This window comes from Marinobacter confluentis, assembly GCF_004785685.1.
GTDB classification, from domain to species: domain Bacteria; phylum Pseudomonadota; class Gammaproteobacteria; order Pseudomonadales; family Oleiphilaceae; genus Marinobacter; species Marinobacter confluentis.
Genome location: NZ_SRPF01000002.1, coordinates 989,801 through 1,012,143 on the forward strand (window position 1 = coordinate 989,801; position 22,343 = coordinate 1,012,143).

Sequence of the window (22,343 nt, forward strand, 5' to 3'; positions counted from 1 at the left end):
TCGATGAATCTGGCACTTCTGTTCGAATCCGATTTTACCGCGCCCGACCGGGCCCTCTTGACCGGTCGCCGACGCGTCCATCTGGAAACCGTCCTCAGAGCCGCCGAAGGCGACCGAATCCCCGTTGGCCAGGTGAACGGCAAGATGGGCCATGGCGAAATCATCCGCCTGACAGAAACGGAAGCGGAACTGGCGGTAACCCTGAACCGGCACCCACCCGCGCCCTTGCCATTGTCTCTTGTGATGGCGATGCCACGGCCGAAAATGTTTCGCCGGGTATTACAGACGGCGACTGCGCTTGGCGTGAAAGATCTCTGGTTACTGAACGCCTGGAAGGTGGAAAAAAGCTTCTGGCAGACTCCCTGGCTGGAACAGCCGGCGCTCACCGAAAACATGGTTCTGGGCCTGGAACAGGCCATGGACACGGTTATGCCAGAGGTGCACATCCGCAAACTGTTCAAACCCTTCGTGGAAGATGAATTGCCCCGACTGATTGGCGACCGAACGGCGCTGGTGGCGCATCCCGGCACGTCCACCCCCTGCCCGACACATCTGAACGCGCCAACAGTGCTGTGCATAGGCCCGGAAGGTGGGTTCATTCCCTACGAAGTGGAAAAACTGGAGCAGGCCGGTTGCCAGGCCGTGCATCTGGGTCAGCGGATTCTGCGGGTAGAAACCGCTGTGCCCGTGCTTGTCTCACGGCTATTCGACGGCTGCGTGTAGCTCAGGCGCTGGCCTTTCGCGCCTGCCAGATCTTTGTGAGCGGTGTAATCACAGCCACCAGAATCGCCCCGGCGATCAGACCAATGACGCCATTGGCCAGGGTTGGCACCAGGGCACCGGAAACGCCACCCATACCACCGGCAAACTCACTGACCGCCTCATAAAGCGGCGGAACCCCGTGAACCAGAATGCCACCACCAACCAGGAACATGGCAATGGTGCCCAGAATGGAAAGCCCCTTCATCAGATAGGGCGCCACCCAGACAATGCCACTGCCCAATTTCTGCGCCATAACGCTGGATTGTTCAGACAGGTAAAGGCCGGCGTCATCCAGCTTTACAATGCCGGCCACCAGGCCATAAACCACGACCGTCACCATAATCGCAACCACCGTCAGTACCGCCGCCTGCATGGCGAAGGTCTGGGTAGCTACTGTGCCAAGGGTGATGGTAATAATCTCAGCCGAGAGGATGAAATCCGTGCGGATGGCTCCTTTGATCTTGTCTTTCTCCACCCCTTTGAGATCGGCATCCGGATCCTTGAGCGCTTCGCGAAGCTTTTTCTTGTGCTGCTGGTCTTCCTCACGATGAAGAAATTTATGGACCAGCTTCTCAAAACCCTCGAAACAGAGAAAAGCGCCACCCAGCATCAATACTGGCGTGACCAGCCAGGGAATAAAAAAACTGATCGCCAGTGCCGCCGGCACCAGAATTGCCTTGTTGACCGCCGAGCCCTTGGCCACGGCCCAGACCACTGGAAGCTCCCGCGCCGGCCGGACACCTGCGACCTGTTGGGCATTCAGCGCCAGGTCATCCCCGAGCACACCTGCCGTTTTCTTGGTGGCGGCTTTGGTCATCAACGCCACGTCGTCCAGCACTGCAGCGATGTCGTCAATCAGAATCAGTAGGCTGCTTCCTGCCATTTCTTGTCCCTTGTTTGAATAAAACGGTAAAAAGTAGAGAGAACTTACCAGCTCAGCGTTGCAATCCCATGGCCTGGGCGGCGATTCGGTGCTTCACCGGGCCCAGTCTTTCAAACCATCGCAACCCGGTGTTCCTTAGCCAGCGCAACGGCAATTCATCCCGGGCGAAGAGCTGTTTGAAGCCTTCCATGGCCGCCATCATCGCCAGGTTTTCGCCTTTCCGGCGGCGCTGATAGCGGGCTAGCATAGCAGTATCTGCAGGGCTGAGCCCCGCCGACCTTGAACGAGCCAGCTCTTCCAGCAAAACCCGCACATCGGAGTAGCCCAGGTTGGCTCCCTGCCCCGCCAGCGGGTGAATGCTGTGGGCCGCATCACCCACCAGGGCGATACCCCTGGCTACATAATCCTTGGCGTGGCGCTGTCGCAAGGGGAAGGCAAAGCGCTTTGACACGGCTTCAACCGCCCCCAGTTCCCGTTCAATCGCGCTCTCAAGCTTGGCGGCAAAAGCAGTGTCATCCAGCGCCATCAGCCGCCGGGCTTCTTCGGTATCCTGGGACCAGACAATGGAACAGAAATGGTCATCGCCCTGTTCGTTCAACAAGGGCAGGAAGGCCAGGGGACCGGTCTGGGAAAAGCTCTGCCAGGCGGTTGAACGGTGGCTCTGGGCCGTCTTTACCGTGCACACAATGGCCTGCTGGTCGTAATCCCACTCCCGCGTGGGTAAACCGGCCCACTGCCTCAATCGTGAATTGGGGCCATCTGCGGCAATCACCAGAGACGCGCCCATGGACCGCCCATCATCCAGGCGGACGCCACTGCGGTCTGCATTCTGCCACCAGCCGGTGACCTTTACCCCATCGATCAGCGTAACCGGGCTTTCAAGAATTTCCCGGAACAGGCCTCTGACCACGGCCCGGTTCTCCACGATGGTGCCTAGAAGGTCCGACTGAAGCTCCGCTGCCTCAAAGTGAACCCGCCCGGTACCGTCACCGTCCCAGACCGTCATGGCCTGATAAGGGCAATGTCTGCTTTCGCGAACATGAGCCCAGACGCCAAGCTGATCCAGAAGCTTTTGGCTGGCCAGTGACAGGGCGCTGACCCGTGGCTCGAAGTCATCAACGGCAGTGGCCGGTGAAAGGGCATCAATGAGCGAATCACGGGCCTGACCTTCCACCAGTCCAACACGCCAGCCCTGCCGGGAAAGACCCAAAGCCGCGGCAGAGCCGATCATGCCGCCGCCGATGACCAGAATGTCGAAATCCGCTGAATCAGTCATGGCTGGAAGACTCCTTTCCAGAGTGTACAGCACCGCCCACCGGCGAAATCTGCGATCGACGACCCCCAAGCCCCATGGCCTGACGGCCAAACCAGCGCTTGGCACCCGGCAGCAGATCCAGGCCGGTCAGCCCCATATCCCGGACTGCCGCCACAGCGGGCATGGACTGGCCGAAGATCTCAATCAATGAATCCGAGAACTGCACCGTCTGTTTCCAGTCCTGGCGGTGCCGGGCCTGATAGCGATTTAACACCGCCAGACTGCCCAGCGGCTGGTCTTCAGTAACGGCCAGCCGGAACTGCTCTACCAATGCCATCAGCCCACGCAGAGCCAGGTTGAAGCCCTGCCCGGCAACCGGGTGAAGGGTATGGGCTGCGTTACCCACCAGCACCACGCCAGGCCGGACGGATTCGTCGACGGTCTGCAGGGTCAGCGGGTAATGGCTGCATTCGCCAATGCGGGTGAAGCGACCTAGCCGCCAGCCAAATCGTGCCTGCAAGCGACGGCACTGTTCTGCGGTATCCCGGGCGAGCAGATCATCCAGGGTATCGCCATCCAGGGTCCACACCAGCGACGAACTGGTTTCAGCCTGATCAGCCGGGCTGTTGGGCAGCAGCGCCATGGGCCCGGCATCGGTAAAACGCTCGTAGGCCGTATTCTGGTGGCTCTGGGAGGTAGACACGTTAGCAATCAGGGCATGCTGGCCATAGTCCTGCTGATTGACACGGAAACCGAGCTGTTCCCGCAGGCCGGAGCGCCCGCCATCGGCGATCACCAGGCACTGAGCCGTCAGCGACCGGGGGTTTGTGTCAGCGCGCTCGCCTTCCCCCAGAAAAACCTCGACGCCGTCTGCCAGCGGGTCCATACCGGTCACCGCCGCAGGTGCTTCCCAATGCACGCCGGTTTCCAGCAGCTCCTGCATCAGGCACAGACCCATCCAGCGGTTATCTGCTACATAGCCCAGGGCTTCCTGCTGGTGGTCCTTGGCATTCAGGCGGGTGGCCCCAAAATGACCACGATCCGATACGTGGATATGGCGAATGGGCGTGGCGTGTGCGGATAAGCGCTGCCACAGGCCGAGCTGTTCGAAGATCAGCCGGGAACCCCAGGCCAGCGCCGTGGAGCGGGCGTCGTAACTGGGCTGATAGGATTCCGGAACGGCATCCGCAGACAGCGGAAAAGACTCTACCACTGTTACCCGCAGTTCCGGCACACAGCGGGCAAGGGCCAGAGCCAGGGTGGCTCCGGCCAGGCCGCCGCCGGCGATGACTATGTCGGTATCGTGGCTGGTGTTTGTCACGGTATCGTCAGCTCGCCATCAACGCTTCAATGTCCGGGATGGTTTTCGGGACCTCGTCAGTCAATACCCGGCAGCCTTCTTTGGTGACCACCACATCGTCTTCGATTCGAATCCCGATGCCACGCCACTTTTCATCCACGTCCATATTATCTGGCGCGATATACAGACCGGGTTCGACAGTCAGCGCCATTCCCGGCTCAAGCTGACGCCAGGCATCGCCGATCTTGTAATCACCCACATCGTGGACGTCCATGCCCAGCCAATGGCCGGTGCGATGCATAAAGAAAGGACGGTAGGCCTGCTGTTCCAGGGCGTCTTCCAGGGTGCCCTTCAACAGCCCCAGGTCAATCAGCCCCTGGGTCAGTACCCGCAGAGCGGCCTGGTGGGGGTGATCCCAGTGGTTGTCCGGGTGCACCGCATCAATGGCCGCGTACTGGGCCGCCAGCACCACTTCGTAAAGCGCTTTCTGTTCCGGGCTGAACTTGCCGCTCACCGGAAAAGTACGGGTAATGTCGGAGGCATAGCACTCGTATTCACAGCCGGCATCAATCAACACCAGGTCGCCTTCTTTCAGCGGGGCGCTGTTCTCGATGTAGTGCAGGATGCAGCCGTTGGCGCCGCTGCCCACGATGGACGGGTAGGCGGTCGAACGGGCGCCGTTTTCCATGAAGGTGTGGATCAGTTCGGCTTCCAGGTTGTATTCGTAGCCGCCCTGCCGGGCCCGTTTCATGGCGCGTTTGTGGGCTTCGGAGCTGATCTTGCCTGCTTTGGCCATGACCTTGATTTCCGCCGCGCTCTTGTAAAGGCGCAGGTCGTGTAGCAGGTGTTCCAGGGCGACAAATTCACCGGGTGGATGGGCACCGGTGCGCACCTTGCTGCGAATCAGCTTGACCCAGTCCATCACACGGGCATCGAAATCGTGATCCTTGCCAAGCGGGTAATAGACCCGGCTGCGGCCTTCAATCATGCCCGGCAGAATGTCGTCGATATCCGAAATCGGAAAAGCGTCATCCAGGCCATAGTTCTCGATCGCTCCTTCCTGCCCTACCAGAAAGCCGTCCCAAAGCTCTTTTTCCGGGTTACGTTCGCGGCAGAACAGCACTGATTCACCGTGTTCGCGGCCGGGGATCAGCACCAGTACTGCTTCGGGCTCGCCGAAACCGGTGAGGTAATGGAAATCGCTGTCCTGGCGGAAGGGGTGCAGCACGTCCCGGTTGCGCACGCGCTCCGGCGCCGCCGGCAGTATGGCGATACTGTCCGGGGTCATGCGCTCCATCAACCGGCGCCTGCGGTCACTGAATTCCTTCACGGGTATCATTGCAGCCATAGTGTCTCTCGCGTTTTATCTCGATCAGAATGCATCAGTGCAGGGTTGGCGATGCCTGATTGGGCTTCTCCGGCGGGTTGAACTCGGTAAACACCGACAGGGCGCCAAGCCGCACGTATTCAACAATTTCCATCAGCTGCTGCTCGCTCTCGTCGTCCTGTTCTTCTTCATCGGACAACTGGCTGATGGCCACCAGATCTTCAATCAGTTCGCGGATTTCGTCCGGCGCCTGCCCCAGAGACTCGCCGGCGGACAGGGCCATACCCTCAAGAAAGCCCCGGACCCAGGAAATCAATGCTTCAAGACGCTGCTCGATGGCGTAATCGTCATCCGGCAGCAGTGGCCGGAAACTCATATCCGCCGACTTGAGCCGCTCCAGGGTTTCCTCATAGGCGTTTACCATGAAGTTGCCCAGATCACCGGAGTCTTCCCCGCCGGTCGGGGGCAATCCCATATGCTCACAGACCATCGTCAGCCAGTCTCCTTCCTGCATACGAGCACCGGCGGCCAGGCGACCACAAAGCGCGCCATGAAGTTCGGAAGGATGGCTGAACGCCTGGTGTGCGGTGAAAACATTGGCCCATTGTTCGAAGGCTGCCGCCTGTGAGCTGGAAAGGTCAGTTTCGGACATGAAACGGGACATTCCTGTATCGATGAGTGAAGGCCTATCCTAGCATTCAGGCCGATTTAAGACACTTGCACTGTTGATTCCAGACGATGAAACGGGGCATTATGTTATAACATATCAATCCGAGACCTCGACCCATGCCCAATCAGACTTTTATCCACAGAATTCCGACTTTGCTGATCGCCGCCTGCGCCTTTGGCCAGCCTGTCATTGCCGCAGACAATCCGGGAGCACACGAACATGGCAGCGCCCGGTTACAGATGGCCGTGGAAAACAACCGGATCGACCTGATGTTCACCTCGCCCGCCTACAATCTGGCCGGCTTTGAACACGAGGCAAGAACCGACGAGCAAAAACAAAAGCTCGCCGGTATTCGTCAGTGGCTGCAAACCAACGCGCTGATCAATACCGAGTCAAACGCCTGTAAAGTAACGGCCGCGACCGTGGAACTCGGGGGCGACAGTGAATCTCATGGCACGCATGAACATCACGATGAGCACCATCACAGCGATCATCATGAGGAAAAGGACGAGGACAAGCACGGTCACGGTGATAACCACGATGACAAGTCGACTCACCGGGATTATGAGGTGGCCCAGCAACTGGAATGCGACAGCGACATCAGCCGTCAGGCGTTTAACTCGCCGTTGATGAGCCGCTTCCCGGAATTGAAGGAACTGTCCGTTGAATGGGTCAGCGCGTCTGGCCAGGGCAGCGCCCGTATTACATCACCAGACACAAGCTTTTCGCCCGGAAACTAGGAGCAGGCTGCCAGGCGCGCTACTCCTCGTAGGGGGTCACGTCTTTCGCGACAATCGAGTAGGACGATTTTGCCACATCGTTTTCTGTTTTCTCGATTTCCAGCGTGCCCTCTATCCAGACCGGATCATACAGGGCTTCCAGCTTGAAGCCTTCTTTGTACTTCACATGAATAATCTGGTTCGGCGGTGGTGGTGGCACGTGAATGCAGGCGCCATAGTACGGCACCAGGAAAAATTCGAGAATGCGCATGTCTTCGGTGGTTTTCAGGGGCACCACGAAACCGGGAATGCGGCCGGATCTACCGCCCATTTCCGGCACCACGCGGCCGGTCATGATTTCATCAGGCAAGGCTGCAGGGCCATCGCCCTCGTGATCGACTTCTGGCATATTCTCGAGCAGGTACAGGTCCTCCGCCGGCATCAGCTCCAGCCAGTCAATCTCCTGTGGCTGTTCCGCACTGGCAAAGGCGGGCAGACAAAGCGCGAGAAACAGGCCTGCCAGAAGGGCAAATGGGAAAGATCTCATGTAGGACTCTCTTTGCTGCAACATAAACCAATGACGTCTTTTGATGATCGCTTTCATTTTCACTGCGGCAATCATACACCGGATACCAGACACTCAACATGACCAGCAAGACAGACACCACCAGAGATGGTTCCCGTCCGCTCGGAAGGACCCTTGAAATCAGCGGCCTGAGCTTTCAGTGGAACAGGCATCACCAACCGCTGGGCTATCCGGATGTTGCACTGCCGGCCGGCAAGCACCTTTTCCTGCAGGGACCCAGTGGCAGCGGCAAAAGCACACTGATGAGCCTGATTGGTGGGCTGATTATCCCTTCGTCGGGCTCCGTTCATGTTCTGGGCACCGACCTCGCCAGCCTGACAGGCGGCCAGCGGGACCGGTTCCGGGCGGATCACATGGGCGTAATCTTCCAGCAGTTCAACCTGGTGCCCTACCTGAACGCTCTGGATAACGTGCTGCTGCCCTGCCGGCTGTCTCAGAAACGTCGCGACCGATCAAAGCCTTCACCCACTGACGCTGCAACTTTCCTACTGGACGCCCTGAACATTCCGGAAAGTCACTGGCGCAGACCCGTTACCGGGCTTAGCGTGGGCCAGCAACAGCGAGTCGCAGCGGCTCGGGCACTGATCGGGGCGCCGGAACTGATACTGGCGGACGAACCTACCTCTGCCCTGGATTCAGATAACCGCGACCGGTTTATCGAACTGCTGCTTCAACTGGCGGCAAAACAGCAGTCCTCCGTCGTCTTTGTCAGCCATGACCAGAGCCTGGCCGGGCGTTTTGACCAGAAGCTGGAACTGCCGGCCCTGGAGGCAACCCCATGAACCTGCGACTGGCTTTTTCGCTGGCCTTTGCCAGCCTGTGGCACCGGCGCAACGTGCTGGCCCTGGTAACCCTGACGCTCACCCTGAGTATCACCCTGCTGCTGGGCATCCAGTACCTGCGCACCGAAGTAAAACAGTCCTTCACCAGCACCATCTCTGGCACCGACCTGATCGTCGGCGCCCGCAGCGGCCAGCTGAACCTGCTGTTGTACACCGTGTTCCACATCGGCGATGCCACCAACAACATCCGCTGGGAAACCTTCCAGGATTTGCAGGACGACGAGCGGATCGGCTGGATGGTGCCCATTTCCCTGGGTGACAGCTACCGGGGTCATCGCGTGGTGGGCACCAATGAGCAGTATCCGGAGCATTTCCGCTACGGCCAGGATCAGGCACCCGAACTGGCCACCGGCGCCTGGTTTGACGATATGTTCGAAGTGGTCCTGGGCGCCGAAGTCGCCCGCGCCCACCAGCATGCCGTGGGTGATGACATCACCCTGTCCCACGGTGGCGGCCGCACCAGCTTTTCCAACCACAAAGACATGCCGTTTACCGTGTCCGGCATACTTGCCCCCACCGGCACACCCATTGATCAGGCAGTTTACGTCAGCCTGGAAGGCCTGGAAGCCATCCATATTGGCTGGGAATCCGGCGTTGCCATTCCCGGCCGCACCGTCACCCCCGATCAGGCCCGGCAACGGGACCTGACCCCGGATACCATCACGGCTGTTCTGGTGGGCATTGACCGGCAGATTCTGACCTTCCAGGTTCAACGGGAGGTTAACCAGTATTCCGGCGAGCCACTGTCCGCCATCCTGCCCGGTGTAGCCCTGAGCGAGCTTTGGCGGCTTATGGGACAGTTTGAAAAGGCCCTGCTGGGCATTACCGGCTTTGTGGTGGTCACCAGCCTGATCGGCCTGGCCGCCGTGCTGCTGACGCTACAGGTGCAACGCAGACAGGAAGTGGCCATCCTGCGGGCCGCCGGGGCCTCACCCCTGCTGATCGCCCTGCTCCACGTCATCGAATGCCTCGTACTCGCACTGATCGCCTGCGCTGTCGCCCTTGCCGTCGGCGCCGCTGGCATCGCCGGGCTCAGCCCCTGGCTGCTGGACACCTGGGGGGTACAGATCACCCTGCGGCCTCTCAACAGCACCGAATGGCTGGTAATAGCCGCCGTACCCGTCGCCGCCATGCTGGTCAGCCTGATTCCCGCCCTCAAAGCCTGGCAGGGCAGCCGCAAACAGGGTCTGAGCCACGCCACGCCGGAATAACCGTAAAAGCCCGGATCGAGGCAAGGGGGTGGGCCTCTCCAGAACCGTCCGGAGCCATGGATGGCGGAGGCCGAGCGTACAGGGACGTATTCAAAGCGTGTTCTGGAGAGGCCCGCCCCCTTGCCGATGCACAGAGCTGGGCGGCCCATGACATCCCTGTAAATTGACCAACTTGCGGTCCACACTTATAGTTAGTTCACTTCTTTCATTCAGGTGTTGAGCGACTCATGGAACAGTCCGAACTTCAGGCATTAGCGGACAAGCTGGACAGGCTGATCGAACACTGTGGCAAACTTGAGCGTGACAACGCCATGCTGCGGGAACTTCAGGACGACTGGAACCGCGAGCGTGCGCAGTTGATGCACAAGAATGATCTTGCCAAAAACAAGATCGAAGCCATGATCGGACGCCTGAGATCCCTGGAGCATCACTAATGGCAGAAAAGCCGACAACCGTCGAAGTGAAAATACTGGATAAGGACTATCTGGTGGCCTGCCCCGACGAAGCGCGTGACCAGCTTTTACAGGCGGCGCGACACCTGGACACCAAGATGCGGGAAATCCGCGCCAGTGGCAAAGTATTCGGCACCGAGCGCATTGCGGTGATGGCTGCACTGAACATCACCCATGACATGCTGGAAAAGGACACCATGTCTGATTCCGCCAGCAGCATCCTTAACGCCATGGATGAAAAACTCGACACCGCCCTGGGTGAAGGTTCCGGCCGCTGACAGAACCGGTTACCAAAGTCCGCTTTTACAGACCTTGCATTCGACCCCCGAACTACCCGTATAATCGAAACAACTTCCTGGGCTGTTCGCTGGTCGGATTCGTCCTCGAGCCGATGCGTATTACCCAGGTGGCTACTCTAGGGCATTGTGAGCACGTCCCCTTCTGGGGAAAGCCTAATATGTCACAGCGGCCACCGACCTTGAACTTTGGGTTCAAGGGCCACATCCGATAACGGCAGCCCGGGAAGCTTATTTTGTCGAACACCATCCCCTCACGCGCAGCCCTGCGCAAAGAACTCCGCCAGCAACGCAATGCCCTGAGTCCTCAGGAACATCAGGACGCCGCCGACAACCTGGCGATCAATCTTCTTGGCCATCCGGATTTACGCCGGGCAAGACATGTCGCGGTCTACCTGCCCAATGATGGCGAAATAGACCCTTCGGTTTACGTCAGTCTGGCAAGGCAACGCGGCCTTCAGTTCTATCTGCCGGTGCTCCATCCGGTTTATCCCGGGCGACTTGTATTCAGCCCTTTCACCGATGAAACCCGGTTGGCGCCAAACCGTTTTGGCATCCCTGAACCGGCTTTCCGCGATGGCCTGAAACGGCCGCCCTGGGCACTGGACGCAGTGCTGTTTCCATTGGTGGGGTTTAATGAGGCGGGTGAACGGCTGGGAATGGGCGGTGGTTTCTACGACCGCACCTTTGCGTTTACCCGGCACACGCCAAGGCTGGCACCCAAGCTGATCGGGCTGGCCCACGAATGTCAGAAAGTTTCGGAGTTACCGACGGAAAGCTGGGATATACCCTTGCACAGCATTGTCACGGACAGGAAAAGATATCAGGCAAAACGGGCCTGAACCGGGATTTGATCAGTTGGGACGTGGCCGGTCATCAGCCGCAGGGGCTTCACTGACAAACGCATTTGCCGCCGCAGAGAAACCGCTTTCGGGGGTTTTCATCGAGGTAAAACCGGTAATAACCAGGCCCACGGCGAAGATCAGCACGATAGCGCGAATGATGTCAGGCTTGCGATTCATGTCAGCGAGCTCCGATGCCCCGGATTCTAAAAATGATCGAAATCAGTGGGATATTGCCGGTTTCGACAATCTGGAGTAAGACTATCACGCAACTCTCGTTTTACAATTTTTGACAGATTAATTTTTTTTAATTTTTATTCTTTTATTTGTTTACCGCCGTTTCCCGCCCCCAGAAACAGTTGATAAGCCTCATTATCTGTCATGTTTTCATAGCGGAAACCGATTTTGTCCAGCATGGCCTCAAAGTCCGCCACCTCCTCATCGTTAACCTGTGCTCCCAGGAATACCCGGCTGTAGGCGGCACCGTGATTGCGGTAATGGAACATGGAGATATTCCAGCGGGTGCCCATGGACATGAGGAACTTCAACAGCGCGCCCGGCCTTTCCGGAAACTCGAACTGGAAGACCTTTTCGTTGGTGATGGTCGGCGCATGACCACCCACCATGTGGCGGATATGCTGTTTGGCCAGGTCGCTGTCCGTCAGATCGACCACGCCATAACCACTCTCGCGAAGTTCCTGCACCAACTCATCCCGGCCCAGACCGCCGGCCTGGATCTGGATACCCACGAAGATTGTCGCTTCGGTGGCATCGGCATAACGGTAGTTGAACTCGGTGATGCTGCGCTTGTGCAGGGAGTTGATAAATGTTTTGAACGCCCCTGGCTTCTCGGGAATAGTCACCGCCAGAATGGCCTCGCGCTTTTCACCGATCTCGGTACGCTCGGAAATGTAACGCAGGCGATCAAAATTCATGTTGGCGCCACTGAGAGTGACCGCGAGGTTTTCGCCTTCGATCTTTTCCCGCTCGATGTATTTCTTTACCCCGGCCACGCCCAGTGCACCGGCCGGTTCGGCGATGGAGCGGGTGTCTTCAAAAATATCCTTGATGGCCGCGCAGATTTCATCGGTTGAAACGGTGATGACTTCATCCACATGGTCTTTGCAGATTTCCCATGGATGGGCACCGATCTGTTTTACCGCCACGCCGTCGGCGAAAATGCCGACTTCCGGCAGAATGACGCGCTCACCGGCGGCCATTGCCGCCTGCAGACAGTTGGAGTCATCCGGCTCCACGCCGATCACCTTCACTTCCGGACGCAGGTATTTAATGTAGGCCGCCATACCCGCAATCAGGCCACCGCCGCCGACACAGATAAACACGGCATGCAGGGGCTTGGAGAACTGCCACATCAGTTCCATGGCCACGGTGCCCTGCCCGGCGATCACGTCCGGGTCATCGTAGGGCGGGATATAGGTGTAACCGTGCTTCTTGATCAGTTCCTGGGCGTGGGTGGCGGCTTCGTCAAACGCATCGCCCTTGAGCACGACTCTGGCACCGTGATCCCGCACTGCGCGTACCTTGATCTCCGGCGTGGTCTGGGGCATCACGATCACTGCCTTGATACCCAGATGCTTGGCGCCCAGCGCAACACCCTGGGCATGATTACCGGCAGACGCACAGATCACGCCTTTGGCTTTCTGTTCTTCTGACAGATGGGCAATGCGGTTGTAGGCGCCACGAATCTTGAAAGAAAACACCGGCTGGAGGTCTTCACGTTTGAGCAGAATGTTATTGCCAAAGCGCTTGGACAGGCTGCGGGCCTCAGTCAGCGGCGTCTCGATGGCCACGTCATAGACACGGGCATCGAGGATTTTCTTGATATAACGTTGCGGCATGGCGCGTTCCACATTTTTCGGTTGGCAAGAGTCGGAGATTCGTCGGAAAAACGCACAGTGTAGAAACTTTGGACGGGTGCCGTCTATAAGGCAGACCCCCTGAACGGCTATAATCAGCGGGCGTTTCCCCATTTCCCGTAAATACCGGAGCTCATGATGAATCAGGACGAACTGAAACAGGCCGTTGCCCAGGCCGCGCTGGACTACATCAAGCCGCATCTGGACCAGGACAGCATCATTGGCGTGGGCACCGGTAGTACGGCCAACTGCTTTATCGATCTGCTGGCCACGATACGCAATGATTTCGATGGCGCCGTTGCCAGCTCAGATGCCACGGCGGAGCGCCTCAAGAGCCACGGCATTCCGGTGTATGACCTGAACAGTGCCGCGCCGCTGGAGTTCTATGTAGACGGCGCTGATGAGGCCAACGAGAGGCTGGAGCTGATCAAGGGCGGCGGTGGCGCGCTAACCCGCGAGAAAATTGTCGCGGAGGTTTCCAAGACGTTTATCTGTATCGCCGATGAGTCCAAAAAGGTGGATATCCTTGGGGCCTTTCCTCTGCCGGTTGAAGTGCTGCCGATGGCTCGCAGCCACGTTGGCCGCGAAATCGTGAAGCTCGGGGGCGATCCGGTTTATCGTGAGGGTTTTACCACTGACAACGGCAATGTGATTCTGGATATCTACAATCTGGATATTTCGCGGCCGATTCAGATGGAGGAGAAGCTGAACAATATCGTGGGCATTGTAACCAATGGGTTGTTTGCCCGGCGGCCGGCTGATCTGTTGCTGCTTGGCACTTCTGAGGGCGTTCAGAGTATTCCGCGCAAGGGAGTCTGACCCACTGGTTGCCTGCCTCTGGCCTGCTGACTTGGGTGCAGGCCACGAAGGGGTGGGTTCATCAGGGGCACGCTGTGAATCCATCCATGTACGCTTGACAAAAACATCCATGTTTTTGACATCCCCTGATGAACCCACCCCTCCGCAGCCCGGAATCATATCGGGCCTGAAAATACCAAGCGCTTGCTTGGTTCTGAAAATTAAGTGAGACTGCTTCCGATGATTTTGATCGCCCTCTTATCACCGGGAGAGACTTTCCGTGTCCGATTATTTCAACGATACCCATGAGCAGGTGCGTCAAAGCGCCCGCAAATTTATCGCCACCCATGTACTCCCCTACATCGACGAGTGGGAAGAAGCCGGAGAGTTTCCGCGGGACCTATACCTGAAAGCAGGCGAGGCTGGGATACTCGGCGTGGGCTTTCCGGAGAGTCTGGGCGGTGTCGGGGAAGATGATATTTTCATGAAAGTGGCGGTGTCCGAGGAGCTGATGCGGTCCACTTCCGGTGGATTGGTGGCGGGCCTCGGGTCGTTGGATATCGGGTTGCCGCCGGTGGCGAAGTGGGCGAGGCCTGAGGTGAAAGAGGCGATTGTGCCGCCGGTTCTGCGGGGCGAGAAAATTGCGGCGCTGGCGGTGACCGAGCCGGGTGGCGGTTCAGATGTGGCCAGTCTGAAAACCCGCGCCGTTAAAAACGGCGACCATTACATTGTAAACGGCAGCAAGACCTTTATCACCAGTGGCATGCGAGCGGACCATTTTACGGTGGCCGTGCGCACCGGCGGCGAAGGCCACGGTGGCGTCAGCCTGCTGTTGATTGATCGGGATATGCCCGGTTTCTCCAACGGTAAAAAACTGAAGAAAATGGGCTGGTGGGCCAGCGATACCGCCGAGCTGTTCTTTGAAGACTGCCGGGTACCTGCAAACCGGCTGATCGGCGCCGAGAATGCCGGTTTTATTGCGATCATGAGCAACTTTCTGTTCGAGCGCCTCAGCCTGGCCATCATGGCCTACATGACCGCCGAGATCGCACTCGAAGCGGCCACACACTGGGCCCAGCAGCGTGAAGCCTTCGGTCGCACCATCAGCGGCTTCCAGGTCACACGCCACAAGCTGGTAGACATGGCCACGCAAGTGGACGTAGCCCGGGAATACACCTACCGCTGCGCGGCACTGATGCAGGCTGGTAAGAACCCGATCAAACAAGTTGCTATGGCGAAGAATTTTGCGGTAGAGGTTTGTGAAAAAGTCACCCGTGAGGCGGTGCAGATTCATGGTGGTATGGGGTATATGCGTGAATCGGTAGTGGAGCGGCTTTATCGAGACGGGAAGATTCTGTCGATTGGCGGTGGCACTGACGAGATCATGAAAGAACTGATCGCCAAACAGCTACGGATCTGACGGTTACCAAGCTCTAGTTTCGATCCGCAGGTTTGTGCCGTATAATTGCGCCCACTTTTTAAGCGCTATAAACGCATTCACACACGAACAGCATAAAGGATCACTCATGAACTTTGATCACATTCCGGCTGGCAAGAATCCGCCCGAAGACATCTATGTCGCCATCGAAATCCCCGCCAACAGCTCACCGGTAAAATACGAGCTGGACAAGGATATGGGCGCCCTGCTGGTTGACCGTTTCATGGCGACCCCCATGTTCTATCCGGCCAACTATGGCTTTATTCCCCACACCCTGGCCGATGACGGCGACCCGATTGACGTACTCGTGGTCACCCCTTATGCGGTTCAGGCCGGTTCGGTTATTCGCTGCCGCCCGGTGGGCGTACTGAACATGGAAGACGAAGCCGGTGGCGATGCCAAACTGGTCGCGGTTCCCCATGACAAGCTCACCAATGCCTATAGCGACGTCAAGGACATAGGCGATCTGCCGCAACTGCTGCGCGACCAGATCCAGCACTTCTTCGAAAACTACAAGACCCTTGAGCCCGGCAAGTGGGTCAAGGTTCAGGGTTGGGCCAATGCGGCCGAAGCCAAGAAGGCGATTGAGGAGTCTGTTAAAGCCTATAAAGGCTGATTGGCACAAACCTCAGGCGTAAAAAAACCGGACCAGTTTACTGGCCCGGTTTTTTTGTTCAGGAAGCTCCTATCCTCTCGAGAGAAGATCCCGCATATCACTGATTGCGGCACTGGCCCGTGAAAGGTAGGCCGCCATGGTCAGGGAGTGGTTGGCCAGAACGCCAAAGCCGCTGCCATTCAGAATCACCGGACTCCACATTTCACCCTGAGCCCCTTCGAGCTCAATGATCACCTGCTTGATGCTGGACATGGCATTCTTGTCCTGCAGCACATCACGAAAATCGACTTCAATGGCCTTGAACAGGTGCAGCAAAGCCCAGGAGCCGCCCCGGGCCTCGTAAAACACGTCATCGATTTCGGTCCAGGGCGTCTTTACCTCCTCACCCAGAGCCTCTTCCATCAGCGGATCGTTGGGATTGATGTTTGCGACCGCGTCTGACACCGAAGCTTTGCCAACACTTTCCCCCAGGGTCCGTGACAGACTGCCAAGCCTTGATTCCAGATTCGTCAGCCAGCTCGCCAGATTGTCAGCACGGGCGAAAAACTGAGCCTTTGGCTGATCAGGGTTGGACAGCCGGTCAAGATAACTTTCCAGCGCTCTTATCCCCCGACGATATTCAGCCTCGGTTGAGGGAATCGCCCAACTGCCACTGTCGAAGTGGAACTGCGGCTCTGCAATGGTCAAATCCGGATCTTCCGCAGACTGGCTCTGGGAACGGCTGATATCCTGACGCATGGACCTGGAGAAGTCCCGCAGCTGCACCAGCACGCCATATTCCCAGTTAGGCATATTGTCCAGCCAGACTCCGGGAGGGAAAAGGTCATTGGAGATGTAACCGCCCGGCTTGTTCAGCAGCGTTTCTGCCAGACGAATCATCGTGACCGTGGTGGCAAACCCGGTAACGGGCTCACGCTGCATCTCGTTGGCCTGGGCACGAACGTGGTCTCGAACCGAGTAAACGTCCGGATCGCTGCTCCAGAACATGCCCAGCACCAGAGCTACCAGCAGGTAGACGACAACAAGCGCCAGCACAAACTTGCCAACCACGCCGCCGCCACCGAAATCCTGGGCGTCATCCTTGCGATCCTTGAAATATTGTCTGATTTTTCCAGCCATCAGTTGTTTCTTCTCCTATGGTGAAATTCTCACTAGGGTAACCATGCAGCAATGCCTAGGCAGATGCAATTTGAAGCGAGGTTTCAAGGGCACTCTCGAGGGCACCCTTCTGGGTACTCTAGATCCTTACATTCTTTGGGTACGGAGCTGCGGGCGGAATAGCCTGCTAGGGTCTTGTGATTGTTGACAAAGATTTACACAGCGTCACCTACGCCCACAACACTAAACACTATAAACTCACCAAAACGACTAATGTGAAAGCTGGTTGTCCGGAACGGAGCCGGACGGCCCAAAAAACTAAAAAAAGCAGGCCGGAGCACAATGAACGACGAAAGCCAGAAGGACAAACTCAGGCAGCACTTTGCCCGACGAGTGACCACCCAGGCTCGGGTGGTTCTGGATACATGGCAGAAGATTCATGAAAACCCGGCCCAGGCGGCGGTGTTTCGCGACGATTTTTCCCGGGCTGCGGACAAGCTTGTACGCTACGCCCAGCGCTTCGAAATGGCAGGCCACAGTGACGCCGGCCAACGGGTGTTCGAACTGATGGCCGACTGGCCCCAGGGCGAGGGCCTGCCAGCTGGCCTGGAGAGCGCTCTTGAAGAAGCCATCGAACAGCTTTCCCGAAGCACCCTACGCCGCACCGACCAGCAGGCCACCGAGGCGCCACAACAGTTCAGGCGCACACCGGTTTACATTGCGCTGGCCAACCATGAGATGGCTCATCGCCTGATCCGTCAGCTTGAATTCTTCGGCTTTCGCGCCTCCGCGTTCCACAATGAAGACGATCTGATTGAAGCCTGCGGCCTGCACAAACCCGAAACCATCCTGATGGACGTAAATTTCGGTGCCGCGGCGCTTGACGGGCTTGCCACCATCGAAAAGCTTCAGGAACGTCACGATACCCCCATCCCGATCATTTTCATGAGCGATGAGGACGGCACCATCGAAACGCGGCTGCGGGCATCCCGCTGCGGCGGCGAGGAGTTTTTCTACCCCGCCGTAGACCCCGGCCAGCTGATCGAGAAAATTGAGACCTATACCCACGGCAATACCGTCGAGCCCTATAAGGTATTGGTGCTGGACGATTCCCGCGCCCAGGCCAAATACATGGAAACGGTGCTGAAAAAAGCCGGCATGAACGGCCACATCATCACCGACCCGATGCAGATCATTACCGCCCTGGAATCCTTCCTGCCGGAAATCATTATCCTGGACATGTATATGCCCGGCTGCACCGGTATGGAGATCGCCCGGGTGATCCGCCAACAGGACCGTTTCCATAGCGTGCCCATTATCTACCTGTCAGCAGAGGATGATGTCAGCAAGCAGCTCCATGCCATGAGCCTGGGAGGCGACGACTTCCTGACCAAGCCGATTGACCCCAAACACCTGATATCCACCATTCACAACCGGGGACGCCGGGCCCGGTCACTGCTGGCGCTGATGATTCGCGACAGCCTGACCGGCCTGTACAACCACACTCATACCCTCTATCTGCTGGATCAGGAAATTGTACGTGCCGCGCAGAAAGACCACTCCCTGTGCTTCGCGATGATTGATATCGACTACTTCAAGAAGGTGAACGACACCTTCGGCCACCCCATCGGTGACCGGGTGTTGCGCAGTCTGTCGATGTTCCTGAAGCAGCGATTGCGTAAATCCGACCACATCGGCCGCTACGGCGGGGAGGAATTTGCCATCATTCTGCCGGAAACAAGGGAAAGCGATGCCCGCAACGTACTCAATGAAATCCGCGAGCGTTTTGCGGAACTCCTTCAGCCCGCCGGGGACCGTGAGTTCAACGTCACCTTCAGCTGTGGTGTCGCCACACTGAGACCCGGTGAAACTTCCCAGTCCCTGTGTGAGCGGGCCGACAAAGCGCTCTACCGGGCCAAGGAACAGGGTCGAAATTGCGTTGCAGCCTTTACCGACTGACGCCAGCACGCGTTCCGGCCCGGATTTTCACCGGGCCGGTTTATGAAACCAACGTCTTATAGAAGTCACCGCCCCCCTTCACGACAATAACCGTCAGACAATGGACATGATCGGTCCGTAAATCCGGCCAGCTAATTTTAAACAGGTAAAATCAGTCCATTTGCTGGAAAATGTCATTATATTCGGCGATCCTGTAGGAAAGTCAGCAAGGTAAAGACACAAATGTCGACGATATTGGTACTCCACGGCCCCAACCTGAACATGCTCGGAATCCGCGAGCCAGAGGTGTACGGCCACGAGACTCTGACTGACATTAACGACCGCCTGCACAATCAGGCCGCCGAAGCTGGCCATCACCTGCTACATTTACAGTCAAACGCTGAATATGAACTGATCGAACGGATACACGATGCGCGTGCCGAGGGGGTGGATTTCATTCTTTTCAACCCCGCCGCTTTCACGCACACCAGTGTTGCCCTGAGAGATGCAATCCTCGCATCCGGCATTCCGTTTATTGAAGTGCATCTTTCAAACGTGCATGCGCGGGAAGCGTTCCGCCATCACTCCTATTTTTCTGATATCGCCGACGGCGTTATCTGCGGGCTGGGCAGCCTTGGGTACGATCTGGCCCTGACGGCCGCCCTGCAACGAATTCATCGCTAGATCTGACAAACGGACTGGACTGACTATGGATATTCGCAAAATAAAGAAGCTGATCGAGCTGCTGGAAGAATCCGACGTCGAAGAACTGGAGATTCACGAAGCGGACGACTCCGTTCGCATCTCACGTCGTCGCGAACAGGCCCCGGCGCCCCAGTACATGGCACACTACCCAGCCCCCTCATACCAGCAGGAGCCTTCCGCGCCCTCATCCGGCGGCGGCTCGGCTGAACCGGCGAAAAGCGCGGAGCCTGAAGGTCACTCGCTCAAGTCGCCCATGGTGGGCACCTTCTATCGCTCACCATCACCCACCTCCAAGGCCTTTGTTGAAGTTGGCCAGTCGGTGAAAGCCGGCGACGTGGTGTGCATCGTGGAAGCGATGAAGATGATGAACCAGATCGAAGCCGACAAGAGCGGCACCATAGCGGAGATTCTCGTGGAAAACGGGCAGCCGGTCGAATTCGATCAGCCGCTGATCATCATTTCCTGAACCCGGTGACTCTCTCATGGCTATGCTAGAAAAAGTTCTGATCGCAAACCGCGGTGAAATTGCACTGCGAATCCTGCGCGCCTGCAAAGAGCTGGGCATCAAGACCGTTGCCGTTCACTCTCAGGTAGACCGTGATCTAATGCACGTGCGCCTGGCAGATGAATCGGTGTGTATTGGCCCGAACAACGCCACGCAGAGCTACCTCAACATTCCGACCATTATCAGCGCAGCAGAAGTGACTGACTCGGTTGGTATACATCCCGGCTATGGCTTCCTGGCGGAAAACGCGGATTTTGCCGAGCAGGTCGAGAAAAGCGGATTCCGGTTCATCGGCCCCAGGGCTGAAACCATTCGCCTGATGGGCAACAAGGTCTCCGCCATCAACTCGATGATCAAGGCCGGCGTTCCTACCGTGCCCGGTTCCGATGGCCCGATCACCGATGACGATGAGCGTACCCTGCAGATTGCCCGGCGCATTGGCTATCCGGTGATCATCAAGGCTGCCTCTGGTGGCGGTGGTCGCGGCATGCAGGTGGTTCACTCTGAAGCCTCCCTGCTGAAGAGTATCCAGATCACCCAGAGCGAAGCCAGTAACACCTTTGGCGATGCCACGGTTTACCTTGAGAAATACCTGGAACGTCCACGTCACGTTGAAGTTCAGGTGCTGGCCGATACTCACGGCAACGTTATCCACCTTGGCGACCGCGACTGCTCCATGCAGAGACGGCACCAGAAGGTCATTGAGGAGGCGCCGGCCCCCAACATTGATCCGGAAGCGCGGGCAAAAACGCTCAAGGCCTGTGTCGATGCCTGCAAGGCAATCGGATATGTCGGTGCCGGTACCTTTGAATTTCTGTACCAGGACGGCGCTTTCTACTTTATCGAAATGAACACCCGGGTTCAGGTGGAACATCCGGTATCCGAAATGGTCACTGGCGTTGATATCGTCCGCGAGCAGCTTCGCATTGCCAGCGGTCTGCCGCTGCAGTACACCCAGGACGAAATCAAGATCTCCGGCCACGCCATGGAGTGCCGCATAAACGCCGAGGACCCGGTCACCTTCGTGCCCAGCCCCGGCAAGGTGAAACATTTCCACGCGCCTGGCGGCAACGGTGTTCGCGTGGACTCGCATCTATACAGCGGGTACACAGTCCCACCCTACTATGATTCCATGGTGGCCAAGCTGATCACCTGGGGTGACGACCGAGAGATTGCCCGGCGCCGTATGAAGAACGCGCTGGACGAGCTGCTGGTCGAGGGCATCAAGACCAATCAGTCCCTGCACCGTAAACTGGTGCGCGATGGCGGCTTTAAACAGGTAGACTTCACCATACACTACCTGGAAAAACTGATACGGGACTAAGCATGCCCTGGATACAACTCCAGATCCCCGCTGATCCGGATAATGCCGATCAGCTGGAGGATCTGCTTATGGAAATGGGTGCGGAAGCCGTTTCCATGGAAGACGCCGCCGACCAGCCTCTCTATGAACCGGACCCCGGAACCACCCCGCTCTGGCACCAGACCAGCGTAACCGGCCTGTTTGATTCCCAGCGGGACATCGACCAGCTGTGCGCCGAGGTAAAAGATGCCTGGCACCAGCAAACCCAGCAATCCCTTCCCGAGATCGAAGTCACGCTGGTGGAAGACAAGGACTGGGAGCGAGAGTGGATGGACGACTTCAAGCCGCTGCAGTTCGGCAGCCGCCTGTGGATTGTTCCCAGCTGGCATACCGCCCCTGACCCGGACGCCGCCAACCTGGCTCTGGATCCGGGCCTTGCATTCGGGACAGGCACCCACCCAACCACAGCCTTGTGCCTTGAATGGCTGGATGGCCAGGACGTCAGCGGGCAGGAAGTCATCGACTATGGCTGCGGGTCCGGCATCCTCGGCCTGGCAGCTCTGCTGCTGGGAGCCGACCATGTAACCGGCGTGGATACCGACCCCCAGGCGCTTGAAGCCAGTCGCGAAAATGCACGCCGTAACGCGATCGAGGAAACCCGGCTGGACCTGTATCTGCCGGAGGATGAACCCGCTATTAAAGCAGATGTGATGCTTGCCAACATCCTGGCGCAACCATTAATAGGCCTGGCCGGCCATCTGGCCGGCAAAGTGAAGCCCGGCGGCCACTTGGTGCTTTCCGGCATTCTGTCGAATCAGGCCAGAGACGTGATGGCGGCTTATGAGCCCTGGTTCACCATGGACGAACCCGAGCAGCGCGAAGAGTGGGTCAGGCTCACAGGACGACGCACTGACGGATGA

At 57.9% G+C, this 22,343-nt stretch carries 24 protein-coding genes and 1 other RNA gene; 16 read left to right on the top strand and 9 right to left on the bottom strand.

Annotation, left to right across the window (positions count from 1 at the left end):
* Nucleotides 1–3 precede the first annotated feature (3 nt).
* A complete protein-coding gene (locus E5Q11_RS10170) occupies nt 4–723 on the top strand; it encodes a 16S rRNA (uracil(1498)-N(3))-methyltransferase (protein WP_135803270.1) in 720 nt (239 codons plus the stop codon).
* Between the two features lies 1 nt (nt 724).
* Here E5Q11_RS10170 and E5Q11_RS10175 read toward each other — a convergent pair whose 3' ends face one another.
* From E5Q11_RS10175 to E5Q11_RS10195, 5 genes are read right to left on the bottom strand one after another with little or no spacing between them, the layout of a single operon-like run.
* Nucleotides 725–1,645 carry a DUF808 domain-containing protein gene (locus tag E5Q11_RS10175; RefSeq protein ID WP_135803271.1) on the bottom strand — a complete coding sequence of 307 codons (921 nt, stop codon included), beginning with the start codon at nt 1,643–1,645 and terminating at the stop codon, nt 725–727.
* 52 nt (nt 1,646–1,697) lie between these two features.
* Nucleotides 1,698–2,921 carry a UbiH/UbiF/VisC/COQ6 family ubiquinone biosynthesis hydroxylase gene (locus E5Q11_RS10180; RefSeq protein ID WP_135803272.1) on the bottom strand — a complete coding sequence of 408 codons (1,224 nt, stop codon included), beginning with the start codon at nt 2,919–2,921 and terminating at the stop codon, nt 1,698–1,700.
* The gene (ubiH, locus tag E5Q11_RS10185; RefSeq protein ID WP_135803273.1) at nt 2,914–4,221 is read right to left on the bottom strand and encodes a 2-octaprenyl-6-methoxyphenyl hydroxylase; all 1,308 of its coding nucleotides are present in this window, start codon (nt 4,219–4,221) and stop codon (nt 2,914–2,916) included. Before ubiH ends, E5Q11_RS10180 begins: the two co-directional genes overlap by 8 nt.
* 7 nt (nt 4,222–4,228) lie before the next feature.
* Nucleotides 4,229–5,548 (bottom strand): Xaa-Pro aminopeptidase, encoded by a 1,320-nt coding sequence (gene pepP / locus E5Q11_RS10190; protein ID WP_135803274.1) that lies wholly within the window; start codon nt 5,546–5,548, stop codon nt 4,229–4,231.
* Nucleotides 5,549–5,582: 34 nt separating this feature from the next.
* On the bottom strand, nt 5,583–6,179 hold the full coding sequence (locus tag E5Q11_RS10195) for a UPF0149 family protein (protein WP_135803275.1): 597 nt from the start codon (nt 6,177–6,179) through the stop codon (nt 5,583–5,585).
* Between the two features lie 134 nt (nt 6,180–6,313).
* Here E5Q11_RS10195 and E5Q11_RS10200 point away from each other — a divergent pair, with 134 nt between their 5' ends.
* Nucleotides 6,314–6,937 (top strand): ZrgA family zinc uptake protein, encoded by a 624-nt coding sequence (locus tag E5Q11_RS10200; RefSeq protein WP_135803276.1) that lies wholly within the window; start codon nt 6,314–6,316, stop codon nt 6,935–6,937.
* Nucleotides 6,938–6,956: 19 nt separating this feature from the next.
* Here E5Q11_RS10200 and E5Q11_RS10205 read toward each other — a convergent pair whose 3' ends face one another.
* On the bottom strand, nt 6,957–7,463 hold the full coding sequence (locus E5Q11_RS10205; RefSeq protein WP_135803277.1) for a DUF3299 domain-containing protein: 507 nt from the start codon (nt 7,461–7,463) through the stop codon (nt 6,957–6,959).
* 98 nt (nt 7,464–7,561) lie between these two features.
* Here E5Q11_RS10205 and E5Q11_RS10210 point away from each other — a divergent pair, with 98 nt between their 5' ends.
* The 6 genes from E5Q11_RS10210 to E5Q11_RS10235 all read left to right on the top strand — a co-directional run bounded on the left by E5Q11_RS10210 (nt 7,562) and on the right by E5Q11_RS10235 (nt 11,145).
* The gene (locus tag E5Q11_RS10210; RefSeq protein ID WP_135803278.1) at nt 7,562–8,284 is read left to right on the top strand and encodes an ABC transporter ATP-binding protein; all 723 of its coding nucleotides are present in this window, start codon (nt 7,562–7,564) and stop codon (nt 8,282–8,284) included.
* Nucleotides 8,281–9,555: an ABC transporter permease gene (locus E5Q11_RS10215; protein WP_135803279.1), complete on the top strand. Its 1,275-nt coding sequence runs from the start codon at nt 8,281–8,283 to the stop codon at nt 9,553–9,555. The genes E5Q11_RS10210 and E5Q11_RS10215 overlap by 4 nt, the downstream gene beginning before the upstream one ends.
* A gap of 227 nt (nt 9,556–9,782) precedes the next feature.
* Nucleotides 9,783–9,989 carry a TIGR02449 family protein gene (locus tag E5Q11_RS10220; RefSeq protein ID WP_135803280.1) on the top strand — a complete coding sequence of 69 codons (207 nt, stop codon included), beginning with the start codon at nt 9,783–9,785 and terminating at the stop codon, nt 9,987–9,989.
* A complete protein-coding gene (locus E5Q11_RS10225) occupies nt 9,989–10,285 on the top strand; it encodes a cell division protein ZapA (protein ID WP_135803281.1) in 297 nt (98 codons plus the stop codon). Before E5Q11_RS10220 ends, E5Q11_RS10225 begins: the two co-directional genes overlap by 1 nt.
* Before the next feature lie 71 nt (nt 10,286–10,356).
* Nucleotides 10,357–10,536: non-coding RNA, 6S RNA (ssrS, locus tag E5Q11_RS10230), on the top strand.
* Nucleotides 10,537–10,539: 3 nt separating this feature from the next.
* Nucleotides 10,540–11,145 (top strand): 5-formyltetrahydrofolate cyclo-ligase, encoded by a 606-nt coding sequence (locus E5Q11_RS10235; protein WP_225314897.1) that lies wholly within the window; start codon nt 10,540–10,542, stop codon nt 11,143–11,145.
* Between the two features lie 12 nt (nt 11,146–11,157).
* On the opposite strand, the gene E5Q11_RS17790 is transcribed toward E5Q11_RS10235, so the two are convergent.
* Both E5Q11_RS17790 and ilvA read right to left on the bottom strand, forming a co-directional pair.
* Nucleotides 11,158–11,325 (bottom strand): hypothetical protein, encoded by a 168-nt coding sequence (locus E5Q11_RS17790; protein WP_168215618.1) that lies wholly within the window; start codon nt 11,323–11,325, stop codon nt 11,158–11,160.
* A gap of 134 nt (nt 11,326–11,459) precedes the next feature.
* Nucleotides 11,460–13,004, bottom strand: coding sequence for a threonine ammonia-lyase, biosynthetic (gene ilvA / locus E5Q11_RS10240; protein ID WP_135803283.1), 1,545 nt, complete (start codon nt 13,002–13,004; stop codon nt 11,460–11,462).
* Between the two features lie 156 nt (nt 13,005–13,160).
* On the opposite strand from ilvA, the gene rpiA reads away from it, so the two are divergent.
* The 3 genes from rpiA to ppa all read left to right on the top strand — a co-directional run bounded on the left by rpiA (nt 13,161) and on the right by ppa (nt 15,874).
* Nucleotides 13,161–13,841: a ribose-5-phosphate isomerase RpiA gene (rpiA, locus tag E5Q11_RS10245; RefSeq protein ID WP_135803404.1), complete on the top strand. Its 681-nt coding sequence runs from the start codon at nt 13,161–13,163 to the stop codon at nt 13,839–13,841.
* Nucleotides 13,842–14,100: 259 nt separating this feature from the next.
* A complete protein-coding gene (locus E5Q11_RS10250; protein ID WP_135803284.1) occupies nt 14,101–15,240 on the top strand; it encodes an acyl-CoA dehydrogenase family protein in 1,140 nt (379 codons plus the stop codon).
* 106 nt (nt 15,241–15,346) lie between these two features.
* Nucleotides 15,347–15,874 carry an inorganic diphosphatase gene (gene ppa, locus E5Q11_RS10255; protein ID WP_135803285.1) on the top strand — a complete coding sequence of 176 codons (528 nt, stop codon included), beginning with the start codon at nt 15,347–15,349 and terminating at the stop codon, nt 15,872–15,874.
* 69 nt (nt 15,875–15,943) lie between these two features.
* On the opposite strand, the gene E5Q11_RS10260 is transcribed toward ppa, so the two are convergent.
* A complete protein-coding gene (locus tag E5Q11_RS10260; protein WP_135803286.1) occupies nt 15,944–16,993 on the bottom strand; it encodes a DUF2333 family protein in 1,050 nt (349 codons plus the stop codon).
* 321 nt (nt 16,994–17,314) lie between these two features.
* On the opposite strand from E5Q11_RS10260, the gene E5Q11_RS10265 reads away from it, so the two are divergent.
* From E5Q11_RS10265 to prmA, 5 genes are all read left to right on the top strand, one after another.
* Nucleotides 17,315–18,931, top strand: coding sequence for a diguanylate cyclase (locus E5Q11_RS10265; RefSeq protein ID WP_135803287.1), 1,617 nt, complete (start codon nt 17,315–17,317; stop codon nt 18,929–18,931).
* 222 nt (nt 18,932–19,153) lie between these two features.
* On the top strand, nt 19,154–19,594 hold the full coding sequence (gene aroQ / locus E5Q11_RS10270) for a type II 3-dehydroquinate dehydratase (protein ID WP_135803288.1): 441 nt from the start codon (nt 19,154–19,156) through the stop codon (nt 19,592–19,594).
* Between the two features lie 25 nt (nt 19,595–19,619).
* Nucleotides 19,620–20,081, top strand: coding sequence for an acetyl-CoA carboxylase biotin carboxyl carrier protein (gene accB, locus E5Q11_RS10275; protein WP_135803289.1), 462 nt, complete (start codon nt 19,620–19,622; stop codon nt 20,079–20,081).
* Between the two features lie 16 nt (nt 20,082–20,097).
* The gene (gene accC, locus E5Q11_RS10280; protein ID WP_135803290.1) at nt 20,098–21,444 is read left to right on the top strand and encodes an acetyl-CoA carboxylase biotin carboxylase subunit; all 1,347 of its coding nucleotides are present in this window, start codon (nt 20,098–20,100) and stop codon (nt 21,442–21,444) included.
* Between the two features lie 2 nt (nt 21,445–21,446).
* On the top strand, nt 21,447–22,343 hold the full coding sequence (prmA, locus tag E5Q11_RS10285) for a 50S ribosomal protein L11 methyltransferase (protein WP_135803291.1): 897 nt from the start codon (nt 21,447–21,449) through the stop codon (nt 22,341–22,343).

Coding starts and splice junctions, on each gene's coding strand:
- E5Q11_RS10195 (WP_135803275.1), bottom strand. CDS start 6,179: ATGTCCGAAACTGACCTTTCCAGCTCACAGGCGGCAGCCTTCGAACAA.
- E5Q11_RS10265 (WP_135803287.1), top strand. CDS start 17,315: ATGAACGACGAAAGCCAGAAGGACAAACTCAGGCAGCACTTTGCCCGA.
- accB (WP_135803289.1), top strand. CDS start 19,620: ATGGATATTCGCAAAATAAAGAAGCTGATCGAGCTGCTGGAAGAATCC.
- E5Q11_RS17790 (WP_168215618.1), bottom strand. CDS start 11,325: ATGAATCGCAAGCCTGACATCATTCGCGCTATCGTGCTGATCTTCGCC.
- pepP (WP_135803274.1), bottom strand. CDS start 5,548: ATGGCTGCAATGATACCCGTGAAGGAATTCAGTGACCGCAGGCGCCGG.
- aroQ (WP_135803288.1), top strand. CDS start 19,154: ATGTCGACGATATTGGTACTCCACGGCCCCAACCTGAACATGCTCGGA.
- E5Q11_RS10205 (WP_135803277.1), bottom strand. CDS start 7,463: ATGAGATCTTTCCCATTTGCCCTTCTGGCAGGCCTGTTTCTCGCGCTT.
- ppa (WP_135803285.1), top strand. CDS start 15,347: ATGAACTTTGATCACATTCCGGCTGGCAAGAATCCGCCCGAAGACATC.
- E5Q11_RS10220 (WP_135803280.1), top strand. CDS start 9,783: ATGGAACAGTCCGAACTTCAGGCATTAGCGGACAAGCTGGACAGGCTG.
- E5Q11_RS10260 (WP_135803286.1), bottom strand. CDS start 16,993: ATGGCTGGAAAAATCAGACAATATTTCAAGGATCGCAAGGATGACGCC.
- rpiA (WP_135803404.1), top strand. CDS start 13,161: ATGAATCAGGACGAACTGAAACAGGCCGTTGCCCAGGCCGCGCTGGAC.
- accC (WP_135803290.1), top strand. CDS start 20,098: ATGGCTATGCTAGAAAAAGTTCTGATCGCAAACCGCGGTGAAATTGCA.
- E5Q11_RS10200 (WP_135803276.1), top strand. CDS start 6,314: ATGCCCAATCAGACTTTTATCCACAGAATTCCGACTTTGCTGATCGCC.
- ilvA (WP_135803283.1), bottom strand. CDS start 13,004: ATGCCGCAACGTTATATCAAGAAAATCCTCGATGCCCGTGTCTATGAC.
- prmA (WP_135803291.1), top strand. CDS start 21,447: ATGCCCTGGATACAACTCCAGATCCCCGCTGATCCGGATAATGCCGAT.
- E5Q11_RS10170 (WP_135803270.1), top strand. CDS start 4: ATGAATCTGGCACTTCTGTTCGAATCCGATTTTACCGCGCCCGACCGG.
- E5Q11_RS10225 (WP_135803281.1), top strand. CDS start 9,989: ATGGCAGAAAAGCCGACAACCGTCGAAGTGAAAATACTGGATAAGGAC.
- E5Q11_RS10180 (WP_135803272.1), bottom strand. CDS start 2,921: ATGACTGATTCAGCGGATTTCGACATTCTGGTCATCGGCGGCGGCATG.
- E5Q11_RS10215 (WP_135803279.1), top strand. CDS start 8,281: ATGAACCTGCGACTGGCTTTTTCGCTGGCCTTTGCCAGCCTGTGGCAC.
- E5Q11_RS10175 (WP_135803271.1), bottom strand. CDS start 1,645: ATGGCAGGAAGCAGCCTACTGATTCTGATTGACGACATCGCTGCAGTG.
- E5Q11_RS10210 (WP_135803278.1), top strand. CDS start 7,562: ATGACCAGCAAGACAGACACCACCAGAGATGGTTCCCGTCCGCTCGGA.